Source organism: Desulfonatronospira thiodismutans ASO3-1 (assembly GCF_000174435.1).
Classification (GTDB): Bacteria; Desulfobacterota; Desulfovibrionia; order Desulfovibrionales; family Desulfonatronovibrionaceae; genus Desulfonatronospira; species Desulfonatronospira thiodismutans.
This window is the reverse complement of the sequence record NZ_ACJN02000003.1, coordinates 248,145-270,633: the sequence shown is the minus strand read 5'-3', so window position 1 is coordinate 270,633 and position 22,489 is coordinate 248,145. Positions and strand designations below refer to the sequence as shown.

Here is a 22,489-nt window from a genome sequence, read left to right as displayed (position 1 = left end):
GCATGGAGCATGGGGAAGAAGGAATGATGAATGATGAGCGATGAATGGAAGAGAGCAGGAGAAAGAAGAGTATGGAGCAGGGGAGATTGGGAATAATGAAAAGCCGGGACATGGCAGCAGGGATGAAAAAACCGTAACCATTCAGGGGATGCCTCAAACGGCCCGGGGACAGTCCCCGCGACACCTTTTTCAGCACGGCAATACAAAAAGTACATGCGCGAAGTGTAGTGAGACTGCACAGTTAGTACTTAGCGGGGGACAGTCCCCAGGGCCTTGTGCAAGTAATCACCACCGAGGAACCCCCTGAATGGTTACAAAAAACCTTAGAGCAACGATTTTGTGGTCAAAAACGTTGCTCTAAGGTCAGAAATCAAGGTTTTTCAGGTTGTTTGTACTGACAATTCAAAGGGTTGGCCCGGTCCGACCCAATTAGCATTTGTCCTGACAATTCAAAGGGTTGGCCCGGTCCGACCCAATTAGTCTTCATCAGCAATAATTACCCAGCAATCTACTGTGTCAGTCTCAAAATCGTCAGGATCTTCGTGGTCTGTTACAGTATGCAATAAAAATTTTCCTACAGATTCTTCGTCGAACCCTGTTGAAGTGTCGATATCGAATTGTTCAGTGTCAAATTCAGCCATAAAGTCATCTTCCAACTTTTGTATTTCCCCTAAACTACAATCTTCAACATTTACTGGATTAGGTTCAATAGTACCGAAAGCACTTACTTGATATACTTGAGCCTTGGCAGCGTTAAGGGCGCTAGCAGAAGTTATGTTTGCTCCCTGGGCATTTGCTGAAGCTATCTCTGCCTCATCTTGGAAATCTACAAACCTGGGTACTGCTACTGCCGCCAGAATGCCAAGAATCACCAATACCGCAATTAATTCAATTAAAGTAAAACCGCCCTGTCCTTTTCTTTGCGCTACACTTTCCATAAAAATCCTCCATTTTTGCGCCCGCAGGCGCTGTGTTAAAATCGTCCTTGTCCTGGGCCGCGGCCCTGGAAAGATGGTCTCTAATTGATTATTAAGACAGTTGGACTGTTTCTGTCAATACCCTGATTTGTTGCCGGGCTGGGTCATGCCGGATGAAAAAAGTCCTTCTGCATCAGATAGAGGACGGTTTTTTGAGAACAGAGTTCAGTGAAAACAGTGGTTTGTGGTTGCGTCCTCGTGTCCAAAATGTTGACTAAGGGATTTTTGCAGGAACATTGGGTCGTTAACATGTTTCCTTTACCTGGAACTGTCCTGCCCGAGTATTGTCTTGGCCTGGATCATTTTTCGCTGCTGTCAAAGAACTGTCGTGACTGTGATGCATTTATATTTAAGCAAATCGTATGCCAGGGTGTGAATTTAGGAATTCGGAATTGGGGGATTGAGGGATGGAAGATTTAGGGATTGAGGGATGGAAGATTTAGGGATTGAGGGATTAAGGGATGGGGCCCCGGTGAAACCCCTGTCCGCGACAGGGAGCCCTTCGGGCTGTTTCACGGGGTAAACATGGGGCATGGGGAAGAAGGCAGGGATTTAGGAATTGGGGAATTGGGGGATTCAGGAATTGGGGAATTGGGGGATTCAGGAATTGGGGAATTGGGGGATTCAGGAATTGGGGAATTGGGGGAGTGACTTTTCCGTGTCTTTCCGGGTGTTCCGCCTGCCCCGCCTGCCCCATGAAATGCACAAAGTGCCGGCTCTGCCGATTTCATAGGGGTAGCTCAGCCTTGTGATGGTACTGGGGTGGGCAAAATCTCTTCTCTGTGGACGATGAGCGCCTGGGGGGATTTTTCCTGGCCTAGCGGGACAGAGCGTGGGATCGATAAGAATTTCCATGATTTTTAAAAACTCCGCCAATATAGCTTGACATCAGCCAGATTTCTGTATGAAAATATTCTTTAAGCAAACGTTAAGATGGAGTGGTCATGGATCCAAGAGATAGACTCAAAGAGATTATAAAAAGGCAAAGCTTCAAGTATAGCCAGAAACCGGTTTTTTCACTGGCTTCCGGCACGTTGAGCAGTTTTTTATTTTGACTGCAAAAAAACCACTATGGACCCTGAAGGTGCGGCATTGATTGGAGAGTTGATATGGCAAACGATTAAGCCGTGGAAGGTATCAGGGATAGGGGGTTTGACCCTGGGCGCGGATCCCATTGCAGCGGCTGTTATGCACGTAGCCTGGCAGGAAGGGCAGCGCATCAATCAGTTTGTGGTTCGCAAAGGACTGAAAGACCATGGGGAAGTGAAATGGATAGAAGGTAATGTATTTCCCGGGGATAGAGTGATAGTGGTTGATGATGTAGTGACCACCGGAGGTTCTACGATTAAGGCCATTGAGCAGGCCCGTAAGAACGAATTGCAAATATCCGGAGTGGTTGTGCTTATAGACCGGCAGGAATTCCAGGGCATTGAGAATATCAAGGGACAAGTAGATTGCCCTGTGGTTTCATTGTTTTGCAAGGAAGAGTTTCTGGACGAAGCGCAATATACCCAGACCCAAGAGAGCAGTCATGAAAAGCCCGATTTCGCCCAAGCAACTTGATCTCTTAAAAGAAAAATACAAAGCTGTTTACCCAAGATGATCCTTTACTGGCATTCGCCTCCATAAGCTTGATCAAGCTTGTTGAAGAGTGCTGGGAGAGAGGACAGATGCCTACAGAACTGCATAATCAGTTGGAAATCATTGTTGGTCAAATCTCGGATCCGGATAAAATGCCCCGGGATCAGCTTACTGCCTGTCTACAAAAAGCCGAAAGGGTATTGCCCGAGTTGATGTTTTAGGCATTAGAAGACTCGGAGAATCAAGGGACAGGCCTGCGGACGCGGAGCGTCCGGAGGGAGTTCTTCCGCCCTGGTGGGACAGAGCGTGGGAACAATATCCTTCTAAATGTTGTCCACCATCTGGAGTGTAGCTTTATCCTTTACCTTCTTAAGGTCGCGGTTGAAGCTGGCTCTGAAGGCAACCTTCATTGGCTTTGCTCCAAAGTCCTGAATATTTCTTCACGACTTACTTTTTCAGTTTCCTTTCCTTCTTTAATCGCCTCGGAGAGGGCGAGATCCTCAAACACGTCCGTGATTATTTCCTCAAACAATTGCCTGTTTTCATGCAAGGTCTCAGCCAGAGACTCCTTGAATATCCTTTTAATAGTTTCATGATCGGTTTCTATTGGGCTCATTTTCTCCTCCGTTACGGTGATCCCGAAGTGTAGGCGTAGCCATTCAACCAGGGCGAACTGGCGGTTAAGGTTTCTTTGTTTCTTGGGTTGCGGGCATGGCCCGCGTTAGTTTACATGGTTTTATTTCAGGCACAGGCATCACTTGCCGGGGTGACAACAGGCACCTGGATAATTTCTGAGGGAGTCAGGCTTTCCCTGTTGCGCATCATGAAACCGATTTTTTCTGCCCACTTGCCGGGAATGTACTGTTCTCCACATTGACGGCATTGATTCATGGGAATGTCTTTAAAGATTATAAAGCCGCCATCGGGGCAGGCCATTTTAACAGCACCCAGGGTCTTCAGGACTTCTCCACCGCACTCAAAACATTTCATAATCAGCATCTCCTTTGGTATGGGTCATGCCAGTCCTCAGGATCAGGTTCATAGACCGTGATGATCCATAAGATACCATCCTGATATCCGCACACGATGTGTGTATATTTGATCTCTCGGGATTTACCGCTGACCAGAAAAGAGTATCCTCTGGGATCATCAGGGTAATGTTCAATAATTTTTCCGTTGAGAATGGCCTCTTTCACATCAAGAGGGTCGATTCCCCGTTCAGCAGCTCTTTCTGCAGCATGTTTTCTGAACTGGTAATTTCCTGAATCTACCAGCCTTGCAATCAGGTTATCGTCCATTTTCGTTGTCATGTCCGGTTAGCTGCCAGCTGGAGACTGAGCCTGAGTTCTGATTTTGACCTTGTTTGTTCAATATATTGTAATCCTGGCGGGCAAGCCTGGCAAGCTGAACCTGCAAAAGTCAGTTTTTTGCTTCTTTTATAATGTTCACCCGCCTTGGATAGAAAGAGCCTGGATACAATAAAGAGGCCCCTTCGGGGCTGAAGAATCTGCCCACGGAATACACGGAACACACGGAATTTGCGTTGCTTTGCAACGCTTCAGACTTTTCCGTGTCTTTCCGGGCCTGCCCCGTGTATTCTCTTTTAATACACTGGGGTGTTCCGCCTGCCCCGCCTGCCCCATGAAATGCACAAAGTGCCGGCTCTGCCGATTTCATAGGGGTAGCTCAGCCTTGTGATGGTACTGGGGTGGGCAAATTCTCTTCTCTGGGCCGCGGAGCGTCCGGGGGATGTTCTCCCTCCCTGGCGGGACAGAGCGTGGGAACAATAAGAAGGTAGATCGCCGGCCTGCCTCGGATTGTGTTCCAGGGTGGCCGGGTTTCTGGCTCTTAGAGGGTTCTTGTTTTCAATCCCATATTGCCTTATTATCATAAGTAATCAACGATTATGGTGGTTTTGGTCTTGTATTTTCAACATACTGTTTTGGTGGGATAACTTTTTTTGAAAACGAGGACAGGGATGACAAAGCGCAAGAGATATGGACAAGAAAGAAAGGAGACTCTATGAAAAAAAATGAATATCCACAAAAAACCAGCATTTCTCAGGCAGATTCATTGGAGGCTGTCTCTGAATTCTGGGATACTCATAGCCTGGCCGAATACTGGAATGAAACCAGTGAAGTGCATTTGGAGGTCAGGGCAGAACAAAGGCGGCGTATCACTTTGGACCCGGATATATTCAGCCAGGTTGAATCTCAGGCCCGTTCCCGGGGATTATTGCCTCAAACGCTGGTAAATATGTGGGTAGCTGAACGTTTATCCATGGAAAAAGATGGGTGACTGGAATGCAGGGAATTGAGGGATTGGGGGATTGGGGAAGAAGGCATAGGGCATGGGGCATGGGGAAGAGGCAGGGATTTAGGAAGGAATTGGGGAATTTAGGAATTTAGGAATTGAGGGATTGGGGGATTGGGGAAGAAGGCATAGGGCATGGGGCATGGGGAAGAGGCAGGGATTTAGGAAGGAATTGGGGAATTTAGGAATTTAGGAATTGAGGGATTGGGGGATTAACTTTTCCGTGTCTTTCCGGGCCTGCCCCGTGTATTCTCCTTTAATACACTGGGGTGTTGCGGCTGCCCCATGAAATGCACGAAGTGCCGGCTCTGCCGATTTTATAGGGGTAGCTCATCCTTGTGATGGTACTGGGGTGGGTAATATCTCTTCTCTGTGGACGCGGAGTATTTCCCCGAAATTAATCGCGAAGTGTAAAGATAGCATAGTCTGCATGTTTTGAGTTTACATTCCCCAGCCGGAAAGCTATTGGGGTAATGTTAATCCCATCGGTCGGCGGGCTTGCTATGATTAGGGCAAACGCTGCGCCGAAACCCTGTGCTTTGACTACTACCGACAGCATAATTTGCCCATAAAACCAAGATCCACGGCGAAGCCGCGTTCATCATTAACTACGAACCACGAACCAGGAACCAGGAACGAGGAACGCCGAAGGCCGAACCAAGAACGACTAACCAGGAACAGCGGCGAAGCCGCAGAACCAAGAATAACGCCTGAGATTGTTGCAAAGAAATATATTGAGTTGTAAGAGTAAATCCTGATTTATAAGTCAGATGTTCAGAAGACAGTAAGAAGTCAGTGAATCGGTGATGTCGTGTCCTGCTAACCTCACCACGAACCACGGCGAAGCCGCATACGGGATGGATTTAAATTACGAGGCATCGTCTGGGCCGTGATTGCCAAATCGGCGGGATGCTTGCATCAGCCCAATTTATGAGGGGAGATCGACATGCTTATTAATAGTATTATCTGGCTTTCTGATATTATCGATAAACTGGAGAAGAAACATGCTGTCACTACGAATGACGTCGAGAATATTTTTAAAGATCTTCCTGTTTTTCACAGGATAGAAAGAGGTAAGGTCAAGGGAGAACATGTTTACAGGGCTCTTGGAAGGACAGATTCTGGCAGATACCTTGTCGTATTTTTCATTTATAAACGAACACATGAAGCTCTGGTGATATCAGCTCGTGATATGACTGAAAAGGAGAAGAAAATATATGCAAAAAGAAAATAAAATGAAAAATTATCATAGAGATGAGTTGCCTGTATCTTTTGATTCTATAGCTGATGCGGCAGATTTCTGGGAAAGCCATGATTCTGCTGATTACGAAGCTTATATGGAAGATGTTCAGTTTAATGTTGATATTAACCGTCATGTTTATCTTATTCCTGTAGCAGAATCTGTTCTTGAAAAAGTACGGAATAAGGCCAAGCACCAGGGAGTATCTACAGAAACATTAGTTAATATGCTCCTTCAAGAGCATGCTTGATCAAGAACAGTTCTTCGTTCTTCGTTAACCAGGAACCAGGAACCAGGAGCAGCAGCGCAGCTGCCGAACCAGGACCAAGAGCCAGTGGTCAGCGGATTGCTATTGACAACGCAATTGCAGTTATCATAATAGTGTATCTGTTTAGCGCTTTGCATGTGGCATGGGGACTGGCTCTTCCGGGACCCACTTGTCCCAAAAAATGAGATATTTTAAGCACAAAATGATGCTCAAGTGGGTCCCGGAGTGCCTGTCCCCTGCTTTCCTTAAAAGCGCTAAACAGATACATAATAGTTCTGTTGCATTTATTAATCTAAATCCATTGCAAAGATTTATCTAAAGTAATTGCAATCGTTAATCTTCATGTTTCGGGATTTATGAGGCTGGCATGCACTATCGCTCAAGAGTGGTGGTCGGCGAATTGCGGCAGCACCTGTCATCCACCGGCGCCGTGGTCATTGAAGGGCCGAAAGCCTGCGGAAAAACGGCTACTGCCCGGAATCTGGCCGCCAGTGAAGTATTGCTTGATGTCGATGAGAATGCCCGTCAGGCTGTAGTCATTGACCCTCGCCTGGTATTGGCGGGCGCTACCCCGCGTCTTATTGATGAATGGCAGATTGAACCAGCCATCTGGAATCATATCCGGCTTGCGGTTGACGAGCGGGGGTAGCCTGGCCAGTTCATCCTGACCGGTTCTGCCGTACCTGCCGATGATATCACCCGCCATACCGGGCCTCACCGCTTATACCAAAAAATTTCTGAATAACCTCCAGGAGGAATTTTCGTTGCTCCGCAACGCTTCAAAATTTTCCGTGTCCTTCCGGGCCTGCCCCGTGTATTCTCCTTTAATACACTGGGGTGTTGCGTGGGCAATATCTCTTCTCTGTGGACACGGAGCGTCCGGGGGATGTTCTCCCGCCCTGGCGGGACAGAGCGTGGGAACAATATCCTTTTAAGTGGTGCCCACCATCTGGAGTGTAGCTTTATCCTTTACCTTCTTAAGGTCGCGGTGGAAGCTGGCTCTGAAGGCAACCTTCATTGACTTTGGAAGTAAGTAATAATAACCTATACGTTGCCTTATTGTTCCCACGCTCCGCGTGGGAACATTCTTCGGACGCTCCGCGTCCAAAATGATCCAGCACTCACTTTTAAATGCTTTTATTTTCCTGGTACTTCTCCATTGCCAAAAGTGAGTGCTGGATCGAAAAACGTTCCCACGCAGAGCGTGGGAACGATAAGAGAAGAGTTTTTAACCCCACTCTATGCCATCGGCGTCTGCACAAAACGAGAAGTCAATATTATTGTAAAGATTATTTCTACTTACTGCCTTTGCTCCAAAGTCCTGAATATTTCTTCACGACTTACTTTTTCAGTTTCCTTTCCTTCTTTAATCGCCTCGGAGAGGGCGAGATCCTCAAACACGTCCGTGATTATTTCCTCAAACAATTGCCTGTTTTCATGCAAGGTCTCAGCCAGAGACTCCTTGAATATCCTTTTAATAGTTTCATGATCGGTTTCTATTGGGCTCATTTTCTCCTCCGTTACGGTGATCCCGAAGTGTAGGCGTAGCCATTCAACCAGGGCGAACTGGCGGTTAAGGTTTCTTTGTTTCTTGGGTTGCGGGCATGGCCCGCGTTAGTTTACATGACATTGTAATCCTGGCGGGCAAGCCTGGCAAGCTGAACCTGCAAAAAGTCAGTTTTTTTGCTTCTTTTATAATGTTCTCACCCCTTGGCGTGACAGAGCGTGTGAACAATACTGTATTCCCACCCGGCCCGGATGTCGCGCAGCGGCAGTACGGTTATATCCTCGGACAGCCTGTATCTGTCCCGACCTGGATAGACTACCCAGAGATGAGCCAGGTCAAGGTCTTTCCTGACCACATCCATGGATTTGGTTTTTCGCGGGGCGTCGGCAAACTTGAATTCCACTCCCCAGTTTCGTCCACCGTGCTTCCAGAACAGATCGAGTTCAGCACCTCCATGGGTGCGGTAAAAAGCCAGTTCCTGGTCGTGTTTGCCCAGGCAGAAGCAAACATTTTCCAGGGCAAATCCCTCCCACGAGGCCCCGAGCTTAGGATGGCCCAGCAGGGTGTCCATGGAGTCGATGCCCATGAGTGAGTGGAACAGACCCGAATCCCGGATGTAGAGCTTGGGGCGCTTTACCAGTCGTTTGGAAACGTTGGGGTGCCAGGGCTGAAGTGTACGGACCATGAAGGTTCCAGCCAGGATATCCAGGTATTTCCTCGCCGTCATGTCGCTGATGCCAAAGGAAGTTGACAGCTCAGAGTAGTTGAGCAGCTGCCCGTGATAATGACTGAGCATGGACCAGAACCGGCGCAGTGTTCTGGCGGGAATTACAATGCCCAGGGCCGGGATGTCCTGCTCCAGAAAGGCAGTGATATAGTTTTCAAGCCAGAGAAAGGCCGAGAAATCGTCTTTGGCCAGAAGGGCCCTGGGGTAGCCGCCACGCAGCCAGAGGTCACTGGAAGAAGTCACATCCAGGGTGTGCAGGCAGCCCAGATGGTACAAGCCCATCCGACCGGCAAGGGATTCGCTGCCTTGCCGAAGAAGCTCTCTGGATGCGCTGCCCAGTATCAGGTATTTCTGGTCCGGGATGGTGTCTACAAGGTGCCTGAGCAGGGGAAAGAGATCAGGCAGGCGCTGGATTTCGTCGATGACTACGAGCCCGGTGAGTTCTTCCAGAGCCAGCTGTGGGGTCTCCAGCCTGGCCATGTCCCTGGGATTTTCCAGGTCGAAGAGGTGGTCGGCATGGAAAAAACCGGCCATGGTCGTCTTGCCGCACTGTCTGGCGCCAAGGATGGCGGTCACCGGGAATATTTCCATCAGTCGGGTGATCCTGTGAAGATCAATGGCTCTTGGAATGACTGTCTGGCTCATGTTGTGCTGCTGCCTGGAGGCGTGATCATGCATGAAAATTCATATGATGAGTATGAATTTTCATGGACAATGTCAAGTGCAGAACAGGTTGAACATTGAATTTGAGCTTATAGTTCATCTCTTCCAAGCCCGTGCTTGGATAAAAGCTGCTAAAAATCAACGTACTCGTCTATAGGTGTTTTTTCTCGTTCTTTAATCAACTTAGAAAGCTGCAGATGCTCCATGATGTCGGCAAGTTTCTGTATTCTTTCATGTTCTTCAATGGTAAGAATAACAGCTTCAAGCTTATTTTCCGCAGCACAGCGATCTTGTCTCTTTTCTTATTTTTAATGCTTTCCAGGACAGAAATGAAATTCCTCACGATATCCGTTGAATCATCAGTTCTTCTTTTTTGTAAGTCTGCATATCCGGTATCTGTCTTTTCTTTTATCGTTCCCACGCTCTGCGTGGGGACGTCTTTCGATCCAGCACTCACTTTTGGCAATGGAGAAGTACCAGGAAAATAAAAGCATTTAAAAGTGAGTGCTGGATCATAAGAAAAAGGGAATGTCTTTGGGCCACTCCCGCGGTCATTCGTGGACGCTGAGCGTCCGGAGAATGTTCCCACGCAGAGCGTGGGAACAATAAGAATGCCCCTTTCCATCAAATGGTCTGCACCATGTCCCACATGGGCAGAAAGATGGCCAGGGCGAAGAAGCCCACCACCCCGGCCAGCATGGCGATGAGTACCGGACCCAGGGTCTCGGACATGCGGCTGACAGCGTATTCCACCTCGTCGTCGTAATGGATGGAGACCTCGGAGAGCATTTCGTCCAGGTTTCCGGCTTCCTCCCCGGTGGCCACCATGCTGATGACCATGGGGGTGAAGAACCTGGACTGACCCAGGGGGCCGGATATCCCTCTGCCCTGGCGCAGCTCTGCCTGGATGCGCTGGAATTCGCCGGAAATGACCTTGTTGCCTATGGTCCCGGTGAGTACGTCCATGGCGTTTAAGACTGAGACTCCGCTGGCCTGGAGAATGGAAAAGATGGAGGCAAACCTGGACATGGCCGCTTTTAGAAGAACAGGGCCAAGCACCGGGATCCTGAGTAATACCAGGTCCTTGACGTACTGCCCCTTTTCAGTCCTCAAAAAGATATACAGCCCTGCAGCCAGGGAAATGACAGTTCCCACGCTCACCGGCCAGTAGACCACTATCCACTGATAAAGAGCCAGGCTGATGCGCGTGGGCAGGGGCAGTTCAATGCCTGCCCCCTCGAATATGCCCACAAACTGGGGGATGACAAAGGTGAGCAGAAAAAGAAACGCCGCAAACAGGGCGATGACCACGATGACCGGGTAGCGCAGAGCGCTTTTTATATCCGATTTTACCTTGTGCTCGTGCTGCATAAGGTAGATGAGGCGGTCCAGTACGTCCACCATGCGTCCGCTGCTTTCGCCGGCCCGGATCATGTTGCAGTACAACTGAGAAAATATCTGGGGCTCCTTTTCAAAAGCCTCGGCCAGGGTACCACCCTCCTGGATATCCTTTTTCATCCTGGCGGCTGTTCTTTTGAGCTTCAGGTTTTCGGTCTGCTCCTCCAGGACATCCAGCAAAGATCCCATGGGCAGGCCGGCCTTCATCAGGGTGCGAAACTGCTTGGTGAATATGACCAGGTCTGTGAGCCTGACCCGGGCCAGAAACAGGTTGATCCTGCCGCTCAAATCCCCGAACACTTCCCTGGATGTACTGACCTGCTGCGGAATAAGCCCCTGCCGGACCAGCTTTTCCTGGGCCTCACCGGGATCTGCGGCATCTATAGTGCCGGAGACTGTGGCACCTTGATCGTTTATGGCTTTGTACTTAAATGGTGGCATGGGCTCAAGTCATGACGACAGTCATGGCCTCCTCCACAGTAGTCATCCCCTGGCAGACTTTGCGGGCGGCGTCGCTTCGCAGGTCATGCAGTTTGCCGGACCGGGAGAGACTCCGGCCCATCTGGGTTCCGGTGGTTCCGGTCTGGATCATTTCCCGGACTTCGTCGTCAACCCTTAAGACCTCAAAGGCGGCTGTACGTCCGCTAAAGCCCGTATTCATGCAGGAGTAGCAGCCCTGGCCCTGCATAAAGGTGCAGTCAGTGGAGTTTTCCAGGCCCATGGCCTTTAGGGCCCTGTCTGACGGTGTGTACGGTTTTGCGCACTTGGAGCAGTTTTTACGCATGAGGCGCTGGGCAAAGGAAACTACCAGGACTGAGGAGACCAGGTAGTGCTCTATGCCCATGTCTATGAACCTGGCCACTGCGCCTGCAGCGTCATTGGTATGCAGGGTGGACAACACCCGGTGCCCGGTCATGGCCGCCTGCACGCCTATGCGGGCAGTCTCGGCGTCGCGCATTTCCCCGACCATGATCACGTCCGGGTCCTGGCGCAGGATGGAGCGCAGGCCCGAGGCAAAGGTCATGCCCGAGCGGGTGTTGAGCTGCACCTGGCGCACGCCCTGCACCCGGTATTCCACAGGGTCTTCCAGGGTGATGATATTTATGTCCGGCTGGTTTATGCGCCGCAGGATGGCATACAGACTGGTGCTCTTGCCGCTGCCGGTGGGACCGGATGCCAGGATCATGCCATAGGGAGTGTCAATGGCCTCGCTCATCTTCTGGTAATCATCACTGTTCATGCCCAGTTCTTCCAGCTCAAAGGTCCTGGCGCTCAGGTCCAGAAGGCGCAGGACCACGTTTTCCCCGTGTATGGTGGGGATGCAGGAGGCCCGGACATGGATCTCCCTGCCCTTCATGCCCACGGTAAAGCGCCCGTCCTGGGGCATGCGCGATACGGAAATGTCCATTCCGGCCAGGACCTTGATCCTGGAAACAATGGAAGGCATCATATTTAAAGGCGGGGAAGGGACTTCCCTTAGCTTGCCGTCCACCCGGAACCTGGCCTGGACCCTGTTTTTTTCCGGGCTCAGATGCACGTCGCTTGCTCCCTGCTTCACCGCCTGGGCCAGGATGGAGTTGACCAGCTTGATTACCGGACCCTGGTCTGCTTCTTCTTCCAGGGTGTGTATGTCCTGGGTTTCTCCGCCGCCTCCCTGCTGGTCCTCGACGCTTAGCTCCTCCTGCTCCACGTCTTCCAGGACGTCATCTATGTTCCAGTACATGCCGTACAAGGAGCCGTACACCTGCTCGAAGTCTGACTCGGTGCAGACCACGGGCTCTATCTCCAGGCCGGTGACCACCTCCAGGGCGTCCAGGGATTCCAGGTCCAGGGGGTCCGGGGTGGCTACACGCAGCAGCTTTCCGGATCTGGCCAGGGGAACGGTGTTGTACTCCCTGGCCTGGTCGGAGGTGATAAGGTCTGCAAGGCTGCTGTCCACCGGATAGCGGGAGGGATCGTAGCGGTCAATGCGCAGCTGGCGGCTGAGCATGTCCACAATGTTGTCCTCGCGGCAGATATTGTTGCGTACCAGGAACTGGCCAAGCTTGAGCCCGGTCCCCCTGTTGGCGGACAGGGATTTTTCCAGCTGCTGCTGGGTCAAAAGACCTTCCTGGATGAGCATTTCTCCCAGGCGCATTTTTGTACGCATAGATTAAGTCTCCTGCTATGTAACAGTTTAGCTCTTTTTAACGAAAGCAGGGGACAGGCACCCCCGCACTTATTTTTCTGTGGGATGATTGACATGTTTTAAAAATAAGTGCGGGGAGAGCCAGTCCCCCTCCGGGCTGTATGCCTCCAGGCAGGAAGCCATGCCACATGTAAATGGCTAAACTGTTATCCTGATATTATTCAATAATATGCTTTTATTCAAGCCCGGCCAGCTTCCAGGTGCGGTCGAAATCTTCCAGGGAGACTATCTCCGCTTCCTGGATCAGGGAGCTTGATTTACTGTCCAGAACCTGCCGGGCCGAAGATGGGTCATCAAAGGACTCCCGGTGCACCACCCAGAAGGCGAATCCAGCTTGGGCATCATTAAGGGCCAGCACCCTGAAGCTGTCCAGCCCGGCATTGTACGCCTGCTGGTAGGCCTGGTCCAGGTCCCTGGCCCAGGCAAGCCTGATCCAGACCTGCTGCTTTGAAGACGGGCTTTTGAGGGAGATGACCGGGAGGGTGATCTGCTGCCCGGCGTGGATTATGTCCGGATTGGTCAGCCAGGGATTGGCCTCAGCCACCTGCTGCACGGCCGCGACACTGCCTCTGCCGTAGACTGCATCCGCCAGTGTCCAGAGGCTTTCCCGGCTGATGACTGTGACTTTGCCCAGGGTGTCCCGGTCAGCAGAGGCATCCAGGGTGCTGACAGGCTGACTGTCGTTGTCAGGGCTGTTTTTTGCCGTTAAAGAATATGCCGGTACCGGCCGATCCTGCTGGTCAGGGGAACTGTCCGGGGCTGGGGAGACAGGAGCCCGGTATCGACTGCTGTCCTGAGAAGGGGGATCCCCGGCATCATAATGCGAAGCAATGAAAGCAAGCCAGCGGGATTTGGCCTGTTCCAGGTGTCCGGCCTGGTAGAGCAAGCCCAGGGCCAGCAGCACCGCTACTGTACCGGCTGCCAGGGCCAGGGGTCTGGAGGATCTCCGGGGTATCTCGCGGCTGGAGACACTGTCCGCCGCCCGGTGGACCACTTTGCGGGTGATCCTGGTACGTTCCAGCATGACCAGGGTAAGCAGGATGTTGTGGCCCAGATGAATTATCCGGCGCGGATACCCCCTGGTCATTTTGTAGATAAGCCTCCTGGCTGCCAGGGAAAAAGTAACCGCCGGAGGTCTGGAAGGATCCGTGGATGAGGCCTGGATCCTGTGCAGGATAAAGCTGGTGGTGTCTTTGCGGCTCAAGGGTTCAAGGCGGTAATGAAGAGCCACCCGGTCCTGCAGGTTGGGCATCTGCTTCAGGATATCCAGGAACTCATCCTGGGCAAAGATAATTATCTGCAACAACTTGTGTTCGTTGGTCTCAAAGTTGAGCAGTTCCCGCAAGAACTCCAGGCAGTCCTCAGAAAGTTTCTGCCCTTCGTCGATTATCAGGGTGACTATGCGGCCTTCTTCCTCTCCGAGGCGCAGGATAAATTCCTGGATCTGTTCCTTGTGCTGGCACTGGCTGGAGCAGCCAAGGGATGCCTCCCGGCCGTTGAGCTCCTGGTTCAGGCGGGCTGCAAAATCCGAGGAGTTTTCAAAGCAGGGATCCAGGACCAGGTGGGTGCAGAACAGATCATCCCCGGACAGATACCTGTAAAGATATCTGCATACCGTGGTCTTGCCGGTGCCCACTTCGCCGCTGACAACGCAGAGCCCACGGCGCAGCCGGACAGCTACTTCCAGCTTCTGCAGGCAATGGGCGTGCTGATTGGCCGGATAGAACATGTCCGGGTCCGGGGTGTTGGCGAATGGCTCTCTGGCAAGCTGCAGGAGTTTATAGTAGTCCATATCTAAGGCCTTAAGAGTATTACATGATCTTTTTTTGATCGTTCCTACGCTCTTTATCTTCTTGATCGTTCCCACGCTCTTTATCTTCTTGGACGCGGAGCGTCCGGAGATTGTTCCCACGCAGAGCGTGGGAACAATAAGAAGAAAGAATATATTTCCGCCCTGGCGGGACAGAGCGTGGGAACAATAAAAGGCTCTTTTACAAGCTGTAATACCTTGAGTTAGTCCACTTTTCTATTACCTGCGCCAGGCTTGTCAGCGTCTCTGGGGTTCCAGAATGGTGGGGGTGATGAAAATGAGAAACTCCTCCATCTCCTGTTCCTGTTCCCGACTTTTAAACAACCAGCCCAGGCCCGGGAGATCCCTCAGGCCCATGACTCCTCGCTCGGTGTCCGAAAGGGTCTCCTTGGAAAGCCCGGAAATGACAATGGTTTCTCCATCGCGGACCACGAGGTTGGTTTCAGTGTGTTTGGTCCGTATCACCGGCTGGCCGCGGACGTCCCGGGTAAAATCCACCTCGTCCTTGTTTACCCGGATGTCCATTTTCAGGTGATTGCCCTCCATGACGCTTGGAACCACCTCCAGCCGCAGAACTGCATCCTCGAATTCCACGGTGCGGCTTCCATCTTCATCAACGGTTTCATAAGGTACTCTCTGGCCGTGCTCGGTAAAGGCCATCTGGTTGTCCATGGTGGTGATGGAGGGGCTGGTCAGGATGTTTACTTCTCCATCCCTTTCCAGTGCCTGCAGGTGGGCGTAAAGTACGCTCCCCGGCAGACGGGCGGAGATTACAGAAAGATCCATGTCACCGGTATAGCCTGCTTCATCTCTTAAAAGATCTCCAAACCCCACCTCGTCCTCGAAAGATAATGGAGTAACGTATCTGCCGCTCCAGCGTACCCCGAGTTCCCGCGCGGTTCGCTGGGTGGCTTCGACTATGTTGGCTTCCATGAGGATCTGGGGCCTGGGACGGTCCAGGTGGTTGATAGCCTTGTGCACCCTTTCCATGTCATTCCTGGTGGCCTGAATCATGAGGGAGTTGGTCTCTTCGTCCACGACTATACTCCCGTGGGGTTCCCCGTCGCCATCCCGGCTAAGAAAACGGATGAGATTGTCCTGAAGTTTTTCCGGGTCTGCATAGTTGAGCTTGACTATCCGGTGCATCAAGGGGGCGGTGAGTTCGGCAGCCAGTTTTCTGCGGCCGATATCCTCCTTCAGGCCGGCCCGGTCCAGTTCATGCTGCAGGTCCTGCATGCTTTTGATGCGCAGTATTTCCCCTTCCCAGACGTAGCTGAGGCCCTGGGAGGCGATTATGCTTTTAAAGGCCTGGTCCCAGGGGACATCTCTGATATTGAGGTTGGCCGTACCTTCAACTGTTTCGCTGACAATGATATTCTGATCGGCTATTCTGGACAGGGCCCTAAGTATTGTGGCCACCGGAGCCTGCTGCATGTTCAGGGTGACCCTGTCCCGGGGCAGTTCATGGGCAGGCTCGGGTTCAATGTCTTCAAGGTCAATGTGTGATGGCTCAATATCCAGAGATTCTCTTTCTTCAACCTCGTGGGTGTGTCCCCGGGACTCTTCTGCCAGATCCCACCACTGGGTCATGAAAGGCTCTTCCTGATCCCTTGTGCCGGTACAGCCTGCAATGGCTGCTGCCAGGATGAACAGGATCAGCAGGGTGCAGACAGAGTACGTTCGGGAAGATGCAGCTGTCAGAGCGAAAACTTTTTTTTCATGTCTGGTTAAGATTATGTAAATGTGACGCATATAATATTTGTGAGTTGTAACTAAAATGTTTGTCTGATGCAAACGCAGTCCTATCTGTCTGCAGAATGCAAAGCGGTATTATATCCACCTGCTCCTGGCGGCCAGAGGATCAGTCTCCCTCATAGGGCACCGGCACCTGTTGCCCGGTTTCCAGGGATTCCAGCAGAACCTTTTCCGAGGTGATTTCCACTACTCTGGCCGGCTCATCTTTGAGTTCTTCTCCCCTGCTGTACTCGCGGGCATTGATGATGGCTATCTTTTGATCACCCATCTGTACATATCCGCTGTACCGCAAAGGGCCGAAGTCAGTTTCTTCCTGGACTGTTTCTTCTTCCAGGAGCTCTGCATCGGGAAATTCGTGAAAGATCTCCCCGGGCCAGTCCCGGGCGGCCGCCTGCAGTATTCTCTTTTGGGCCTCGGTTATGTCTGCTTCCTGCAGGTCCTGGCTCATGCTCTGGCTGAACTGCTGCGCTTCCTGGACCTCCTGTTCCGGATCTTTTTCTTCAACAGGGTCCGCAGGTGAATAAAACAGCTCAAAGGCACCGTATGCCAGGGCCAGGACCATCATTGTAACCAGTATTTTTTCTCTGATGCCCATATATTTTTTTAAGCTTACGCTTTGTATTTCCGGGCCGGTCTTTTACAAGCCGCATCCTTAAAGCCTGACCCAGAGGCTCAGTGAGTACCGGGGTAAGGATTCAGTGCCGTGGATTTCCAGGTCCTCAAGGCCTTCAAAGGCTTCAGTGCCTGCCAGCCGAAGCAGCAGTTCCCTGAAATTCTGCAGAGGACCCTGCATTTGACCGTTTACCAGCAAAAGTCCGGAGTCGTTGTCCAGGGACTGGGGAACCGGAGAAAATGAGATATTGTCCAGGCCAGAGTCTGCAGCCATTGCTCCCAGCCTGTCAGCTATAACGTCAATACTTGGAGCATCTGCAATGTCCCTGTGGTGATCTTTTACAGCGTCCGGGGGCTCCGGCTCTTCCCTGCGCTGCATTATCTCTGCATACAAAGGCTGAAAAACTTCCTGGCGCTTTATCTCCGCCTGGAGACGGGCCTTTTCCTGCTCCTGGGAGGTCAGATCTTCCCTGACAGGCATGACCCCCAGCACGATAAGCAGGCCCAGGACGGGAACGGTAAAGGCAATATAGCCCAGGGATCTTTTTGCAGCCGCTGAGGCCAGCCATTTCATTTCTAGATCCTCTCCGGATCAATATTTAGAACAAACCTGAATACTTCACCTTCCTCTTCCAGGGTGCCCCTGCTGCTTCTATGGATATGGGCACTTCTAAAGAGAGGGGAGTTTCTAAGGTCTACCAGGTAGCTGGTCATCCTGGTTTCAAAGTTGTCGCCCTCGCCGCGGATAAAGCCTTCAACTATGAGGTTCTGACGACGCTCATCTTCATCTGTCTGACTGTCCAGTTCCAGAATCATTTCCAGCAGCCTGAAATCATCCGGGGTTATGCGACCGATCTCTCCAATCAGGGCCACCGCCTGCAGCCTTTGGGCCCGGTTTATTACCGTATCCTTGAAGTCCTGGTGTTCTTCCACCAGATCCTGCAGCATATCCCGGGTCAGTCTGGGGCTGTATTCACTCAGCTGATCCTGCAGAGAGAGGGTTTCTTCCCTGGCCTGCTCCAGCTGGTGACCCATCCATGCCCAGTAACCGGCTACCACGACAAAGGCCAGAGCGCAACCGGCGGCTACCAGATTTGTGTTGCGCATGGCGGCGGCTTCCCTCTCTTTGTCCATGGCGGTGTGCAGGAAGTTGACCGTGCCGGACCAGGGCATGGTCAGCCCCACAGTGGATACCAAAGACAGGCGCTCGTCCGGTTCCATTTCGGTAATGGTGTTTTCAACCTGGACATTGGGTGAAGAGGGCACATCCAGTATTTGAGCCGGAATATCCAGGTTCTGGCTGAAAAAGTCCGCAATACCCTGCAGAAAGGCAATTTTCCCGCAGATGAAGAGTTCTTCTGGAGCGGGATGGTCCATTACCTTGACCAGTTGGTCAATGGTTCTCTCGAGCTGCCTGGAAAGCCTTTCCAGGGCCGGGTAAATCAAGTCCAGGGCACTTGAGGGCGATTTGTCATCATCCTCTGAAGATTTGCGACCGTCATGCTGCAGCTGTTTAAGTATCTGCAGGGCCTTCTCCCTGCTGCCGCTGCTTTCCTCCAGAAGATTTGTTGAAGAGGAAACCTGCAGGTCTGAAAGATCATGGCCTTCCTGGTCCTGGCGGGAGTGCTCCATGTTGATGGAGTCCAGAAAACTGTCCTGGCCCATCCTTATAACCCGGCTGAACAGAACTGTTCCAGCACTGTAAAATTTTATACAGGAACTGTCTTCCCCAATATACAGTATAGCGTAGGGTTTATCCAGGTAATCATCACGTGCATGCTGGAAAAGATTGTCCAGGGAGGCAGCAGGCAGGGTAATGCCGCGCAGCCTGTAGCCTGTGTCGGTGATGAGCTGCCTGTACTTCTGGATGTCTTCCGCCGGGGCCAGGCATATTTCGGCCTGAATCTTGCGGACTCCGCCTTCATCTACTTCTCTGCCCAGACGGAAATTGAAAATATGCTGCTGGGGGTCAAAGTTTTTTTCTTTGCGGGCGGACCAGTACACCACGTTGGCCATGCCCTTTTTTACCCTGGGAACACGTATGCTCCAGATCTCCCCTCTGGATGCGGGCAGGGCGAACCATACTTCTGCTGTTTTCCGGGGATCCAGGTCCTGCAGCTGGTTTTGCAGGAAATCTTTAAACTCCGGGGTATCAACGGTCATGTCGGCGGGAATATCCACTGAGGAGGCATGAAGAAGCCTCCATCCGGAACGGGTCTGCTCGGAAAGGGCAAGGTGCAGGCTGTCTCTTAGAATCTCCAGTCCCATCACCTTTGTGGACCTGAAAGGCAGGACGCGGTTTCTCAAGCTTGTCCAGAGAGGTGATGCAGACCGTCTGGGAGCATGACCTTCTGTAACGGACTGAGAAGGACCCTTGCGGATGAGATTTAAGAGTTTTTCTGTGGAATCGATATCATTTCGGGTTGCCATTATGGAAATGATTCTCCACCCTTCATAATCATTTTACAGGTTTTAAAAGCCTCTTATGGACAACCAAATGAAGAACTTCAGAGCAGCTGTCAGAGGACTTCATCCGGCAACCCGGCTGCCCGCGTATGCTATGACTTTTAAATCCCGGGGGCCCGTGGCTTTCCGTCCCCGCCTTGCGGCGGGTTTGGCTGGATATGTATTTTTTGCAGTGCTGGTGAGTATGAATGGCTGAACATCAAATGGACATTTATAAATGCTGCTCTGCCTGGACAAGAATAAAGTTCAACACCCCTTCAAGGTGCTTAACCTTCCGGAAAGTGCTTGTCAAACCTTAATATCCGGGAAGACGCTGATTTTACCCCGGTGTACTGGCAGAAGGTACACATGGCAGGCAGAGTGGAATGATTTACGCTGGTTTAAATCATTTTTGACAGCTCTAAATTGTTTATCAGAAAAAATAGGTGAGGAACTTCCCCAGGCCGATTACGGCATTTCCTGAATGGCTGCATCTATTTACGTTTTTTGCGGCAGGTATGAGGGAGTGGAAGCGTTTTTGTTGACAATGCATTTATGAAATGCTTGTATAGCAAAACATAAAGGCACCCAGAAAAGGAGAAATAGATGAGCCAGCCAGCTTCTGTTATTGACCTTTACGACAGCCTCCTGGCCGCTGAAGACGAGAGGGCCAGGGCCAGAATTATAGCCGGGGCCTTTGAGCGCCTTGAAGACCGTTACCCCGAGCTCAAGGATCTGGCTACAGCCAGCGGAGTGCGTGAAAGCGAACTGCGCCTGCAAAAAGAGATAGAGCAGATCCGGGCGGAGATGAAGATAGAGATAGAAAGGCTGCGCACTGAGTTAAAGACGGATATCGCTGCCGGCAATCAAAAGGTTCTGCGCTGGGTGACGGGACTGATGTTTGCCCAGCTGGTGACCATAATTGCCATTATTCTGGGTAGCGGATTTTTATAATGCTGCCTGGCATACAACCACCCTGAAGACATTTTTGTCACATCTTTGAAGGCTCTGGCTGGTCTTGCTGGCCGGACGCATCGTTACCGTGGATCATATATCTGTTCCCGCCCCGGGTTTTGGCCATGTACATGGCCTTGTCCGCCCTGTGCATGATTTCTGCTGAAGTCAGGTCCGGATCGTCAAACAGGCATATACCGATGCTTACGCCCACCTGCGGCTGGGACTTGTTGACCTTTATGGGTCTGGTCAGGCTGTCTATTATGGATCGGGCCATGCGGGACAGGTTGGCCTTTTTGATGTTGTTTACCAAAATGCAGAACTCATCTCCGCCGATGCGGGCCAGGGTGTCCGATTCCCTTATTTTTTTCTGCAGTCTTCTGGACACGGTTATGAGAACCTTGTCCCCGTATTCGTGTCCCAGACGGTCATTGACCTCCTTGAAGCCGTCCAGATCTAAGTAGATTACTGCAAAGCTCTCTGAGTATCGTCTGGCTTTTTTTACGGTCTGGTCCAGGCGGTCACTCCAGAGGGCCCTGTTGGGTATGCCGGTCAGGGGGTCCATTGTGGACTTGCTGTAAAGCAGCAGTTCGTTTTCCTTCCTTTTGGAGATGTCCGAAAAAATCATATCCAGAACGGTTTGTCCGCGCTTTGTAGTTACGGAGAAAGCTGAAATCTCGGCCCAGAGGGCAGTCTTTTTTTTCAGGTTCAGCTGGGCTTCGATGCGGATGATTTTTTTCCTTTTAATAATTTCTTCAGTGGTCAGTTGCCATAATTCCTGGTCATGAAAAATTTCCCATCCCTGGAGGTTTACTGCATCCATAAGTTCCTGGGGAGAAGAAAATCCAAGCATGGCAGACAGTGCCCTGTTGGCTTCCAGAAGCATCCCGTCAGGCGTAAACCTGCATGTCCCGTAATTGAGTCTGTGAAATATTTTCTGCATGTGTTTGAGGGAACTGGATAGTTCCTTTTTGTCGGCAAAGTGCTTTTTTAATTCCTGCTGCAGTTTGGTGTTTTGCTTGACCAGGTTTTTGGTTTTTCTGGCCAGGGTGCTCTCAAGGCTTAAGAAGTAGTCTATCAGAAAATCCTTGGACTGGATCAGGTCGGTTATATCCAGAAAAGTGCACAGGGTGCCCAGGAAAAAATCATCCTTGTAAACAGGTCTGATAAATCCGGATATATATTTTTGCCTGTCGTTTCCAAGGTTTACAGGGATATATTCGAACTTTTGAGGGACTTTTTTCTGTTTGTATGATTCGTAGATATGGCTTAATGGCCCAAGCAGGTAAAAGGGGGACTCGCGTAGACTCTGAAGCTGCTCTTCTTTCAGGCCCAGAAAATCCATGACTGTCTGGTTTATATAAGTAATCCGGTCGTTTTCATTGAGCAGGATGATGCTCAGTTCCAGTTCATCCAGGAGAGTTCTGACATAGTGGGGAAGAACCGGAGCCTCCAGCCTGACGACAGGCCTGGATGAAAACGGAGAATTTTTATCGGTTTCTGCCTGCTTTTTATTGTCCATTGAGTTCCCTATTCAAGAATTGTGCTAAAGAACAGTTCAGACATTTGCATGTGGCATGGCTTCCTGCCTGGAGGCATACAGCCCGGAGGGGGACTGGCTCTCCCCGTACTTATTTCTCTAAACATGCCAATCATCCTTGATGTGGTTGCGAAAAGAATTTTTGCAGTCATATCAGCGTAACCATTCAGGGGGTGCCAGCAATCGCCACCGGGAATAGGCCTGAGGCGTACTCCCCAGCCCAGCCGTGAGCGGCAGAGCCGCCCGTGTGCAGCCCAAGGCTGCCAGTGCCAAAAAAAATTCTTAGGCACGGGAAGCCTACAGGCTTCACTGGGGTGCTCCGCACCCACGGTTTTGAAGAACAAAGATCCTTAGCAAGGCATTACCCGCATGGCAGACAGGCAAATTGGCATGTCTCCCCCCTGATGGGTTACGCGGGGACAGTGCCCTGGCCTTGTGCCATTAGCCACCACCGACCGCCCTTGAATGGCTACATATCAGCTATGTCCTCAAATTGCAGACAGTTATGCAT

Annotated in this window: 22 protein-coding genes, 2 pseudogenes and 1 riboswitch; of the genes and pseudogenes, 7 read left to right on the top strand and 17 right to left on the bottom strand. The window is 51.2% G+C overall.

From position 1 onward, the window contains the following. Nucleotides 1-476: 476 nt before the first annotated feature. The gene (locus DTHIO_RS19935; protein ID WP_008870738.1) at nt 477-938 is read right to left on the bottom strand and encodes a type II secretion system protein; all 462 of its coding nucleotides are present in this window, start codon (nt 936-938) and stop codon (nt 477-479) included. Between the two features lie 1,095 nt (nt 939-2,033). Here DTHIO_RS19935 and pyrE point away from each other — a divergent pair. Beyond that, nucleotides 2,034-2,540 (top strand): annotated as a pseudogene (pyrE, locus tag DTHIO_RS13015) (orotate phosphoribosyltransferase); the annotation flags it as partial. A gap of 107 nt (nt 2,541-2,647) precedes the next feature. After that, nucleotides 2,648-2,779 carry a hypothetical protein gene (locus DTHIO_RS22725; RefSeq protein ID WP_279614627.1) on the top strand — a complete coding sequence of 44 codons (132 nt, stop codon included), beginning with the start codon at nt 2,648-2,650 and terminating at the stop codon, nt 2,777-2,779. 185 nt (nt 2,780-2,964) lie between these two features. Here the strand turns inward: DTHIO_RS22725 and DTHIO_RS13010 are convergent, their stop codons facing one another. The 4 genes from DTHIO_RS13010 to DTHIO_RS12995 all read right to left on the bottom strand — a co-directional run bounded on the left by DTHIO_RS13010 (nt 2,965) and on the right by DTHIO_RS12995 (nt 4,449). Beyond that, nucleotides 2,965-3,174: a hypothetical protein gene (locus DTHIO_RS13010; RefSeq protein ID WP_008870737.1), complete on the bottom strand. Its 210-nt coding sequence runs from the start codon at nt 3,172-3,174 to the stop codon at nt 2,965-2,967. 125 nt (nt 3,175-3,299) lie between these two features. Beyond that, nucleotides 3,300-3,548 carry a YgiT-type zinc finger protein gene (locus tag DTHIO_RS13005; protein ID WP_008870736.1) on the bottom strand — a complete coding sequence of 83 codons (249 nt, stop codon included), beginning with the start codon at nt 3,546-3,548 and terminating at the stop codon, nt 3,300-3,302. A gap of 2 nt (nt 3,549-3,550) precedes the next feature. Further along, the gene (locus DTHIO_RS13000; RefSeq protein WP_040418705.1) at nt 3,551-3,856 is read right to left on the bottom strand and encodes a DUF4258 domain-containing protein; all 306 of its coding nucleotides are present in this window, start codon (nt 3,854-3,856) and stop codon (nt 3,551-3,553) included. Between the two features lie 305 nt (nt 3,857-4,161). After that, nucleotides 4,162-4,449: a hypothetical protein gene (locus DTHIO_RS12995; protein ID WP_008870734.1), complete on the bottom strand. Its 288-nt coding sequence runs from the start codon at nt 4,447-4,449 to the stop codon at nt 4,162-4,164. Between the two features lie 131 nt (nt 4,450-4,580). Between DTHIO_RS12995 and DTHIO_RS12990 the strand changes: the two genes are divergently transcribed. From DTHIO_RS12990 to DTHIO_RS12980, 4 genes and pseudogenes are all read left to right on the top strand, one after another. Next, nucleotides 4,581-4,856 carry a CopG family antitoxin gene (locus DTHIO_RS12990; RefSeq protein WP_008870733.1) on the top strand — a complete coding sequence of 92 codons (276 nt, stop codon included), beginning with the start codon at nt 4,581-4,583 and terminating at the stop codon, nt 4,854-4,856. Nucleotides 4,857-5,319: 463 nt separating this feature from the next. After that, nucleotides 5,320-5,445 (top strand): annotated as a pseudogene (locus DTHIO_RS22475) (SDR family NAD-dependent epimerase/dehydratase); the annotation flags it as partial. A 372-nt stretch (nt 5,446-5,817) separates the two neighbouring features. Continuing rightward, nucleotides 5,818-6,105: a BrnT family toxin gene (locus tag DTHIO_RS12985; protein WP_008870732.1), complete on the top strand. Its 288-nt coding sequence runs from the start codon at nt 5,818-5,820 to the stop codon at nt 6,103-6,105. Beyond that, a complete protein-coding gene (locus tag DTHIO_RS12980; RefSeq protein ID WP_008870731.1) occupies nt 6,089-6,361 on the top strand; it encodes a CopG family antitoxin in 273 nt (90 codons plus the stop codon). Before DTHIO_RS12985 ends, DTHIO_RS12980 begins: the two co-directional genes overlap by 17 nt. A 433-nt stretch (nt 6,362-6,794) precedes the next feature. On the opposite strand, the gene DTHIO_RS21470 is transcribed toward DTHIO_RS12980, so the two are convergent. The 11 genes from DTHIO_RS21470 to DTHIO_RS12925 form a co-directional block, all read right to left on the bottom strand. Next, entirely contained in the window at nt 6,795-7,085 is a 291-nt protein-coding gene (locus DTHIO_RS21470) for a hypothetical protein (RefSeq protein ID WP_008870730.1), read from the bottom strand. A 593-nt stretch (nt 7,086-7,678) separates the two neighbouring features. Continuing rightward, the gene (locus DTHIO_RS12970) at nt 7,679-7,888 is read right to left on the bottom strand and encodes a hypothetical protein (RefSeq protein ID WP_008870729.1); all 210 of its coding nucleotides are present in this window, start codon (nt 7,886-7,888) and stop codon (nt 7,679-7,681) included. 194 nt (nt 7,889-8,082) lie between these two features. Then, nucleotides 8,083-9,291 carry an ATP-binding protein gene (locus DTHIO_RS12965; RefSeq protein ID WP_008870728.1) on the bottom strand — a complete coding sequence of 403 codons (1,209 nt, stop codon included), beginning with the start codon at nt 9,289-9,291 and terminating at the stop codon, nt 8,083-8,085. Nucleotides 9,292-9,454: 163 nt separating this feature from the next. Then, entirely contained in the window at nt 9,455-9,901 is a 447-nt protein-coding gene (locus DTHIO_RS12960) for a hypothetical protein (protein ID WP_040418700.1), read from the bottom strand. Then, on the bottom strand, nt 9,901-11,115 hold the full coding sequence (locus DTHIO_RS12955; protein WP_008870727.1) for a type II secretion system F family protein: 1,215 nt from the start codon (nt 11,113-11,115) through the stop codon (nt 9,901-9,903). Before DTHIO_RS12955 ends, DTHIO_RS12960 begins: the two co-directional genes overlap by 1 nt. 4 nt (nt 11,116-11,119) lie before the next feature. Next, entirely contained in the window at nt 11,120-12,823 is a 1,704-nt protein-coding gene (locus tag DTHIO_RS12950; RefSeq protein ID WP_008870726.1) for a GspE/PulE family protein, read from the bottom strand. A gap of 214 nt (nt 12,824-13,037) precedes the next feature. Then, nucleotides 13,038-14,654 carry an AAA family ATPase gene (locus DTHIO_RS19930; RefSeq protein WP_008870725.1) on the bottom strand — a complete coding sequence of 539 codons (1,617 nt, stop codon included), beginning with the start codon at nt 14,652-14,654 and terminating at the stop codon, nt 13,038-13,040. A 255-nt stretch (nt 14,655-14,909) separates the two neighbouring features. Continuing rightward, nucleotides 14,910-16,424 carry a secretin GspD/PilQ domain-containing protein gene (locus DTHIO_RS12940; protein ID WP_008870724.1) on the bottom strand — a complete coding sequence of 505 codons (1,515 nt, stop codon included), beginning with the start codon at nt 16,422-16,424 and terminating at the stop codon, nt 14,910-14,912. 109 nt (nt 16,425-16,533) lie between these two features. Further along, a complete protein-coding gene (locus tag DTHIO_RS12935) occupies nt 16,534-17,022 on the bottom strand; it encodes a hypothetical protein (RefSeq protein WP_008870723.1) in 489 nt (162 codons plus the stop codon). Between the two features lie 57 nt (nt 17,023-17,079). After that, nucleotides 17,080-17,613: a hypothetical protein gene (locus tag DTHIO_RS12930; RefSeq protein WP_008870722.1), complete on the bottom strand. Its 534-nt coding sequence runs from the start codon at nt 17,611-17,613 to the stop codon at nt 17,080-17,082. A gap of 2 nt (nt 17,614-17,615) precedes the next feature. Next, a complete protein-coding gene (locus DTHIO_RS12925) occupies nt 17,616-19,469 on the bottom strand; it encodes a fimbrial assembly family protein (RefSeq protein WP_008870721.1) in 1,854 nt (617 codons plus the stop codon). 102 nt (nt 19,470-19,571) lie between these two features. Continuing rightward, nucleotides 19,572-19,668, bottom strand: a riboswitch (cyclic di-GMP riboswitch). 422 nt (nt 19,669-20,090) lie between these two features. Here DTHIO_RS12925 and DTHIO_RS12920 point away from each other — a divergent pair. Continuing rightward, on the top strand, nt 20,091-20,438 hold the full coding sequence (locus tag DTHIO_RS12920; protein ID WP_008870720.1) for a hypothetical protein: 348 nt from the start codon (nt 20,091-20,093) through the stop codon (nt 20,436-20,438). A gap of 37 nt (nt 20,439-20,475) precedes the next feature. On the opposite strand, the gene DTHIO_RS12915 is transcribed toward DTHIO_RS12920, so the two are convergent. Next, nucleotides 20,476-21,960, bottom strand: a complete 1,485-nt coding sequence (locus DTHIO_RS12915; RefSeq protein WP_008870719.1) for a diguanylate cyclase domain-containing protein — start codon at nt 21,958-21,960, stop codon at nt 20,476-20,478. Nucleotides 21,961-22,489 lie beyond the last annotated feature (529 nt).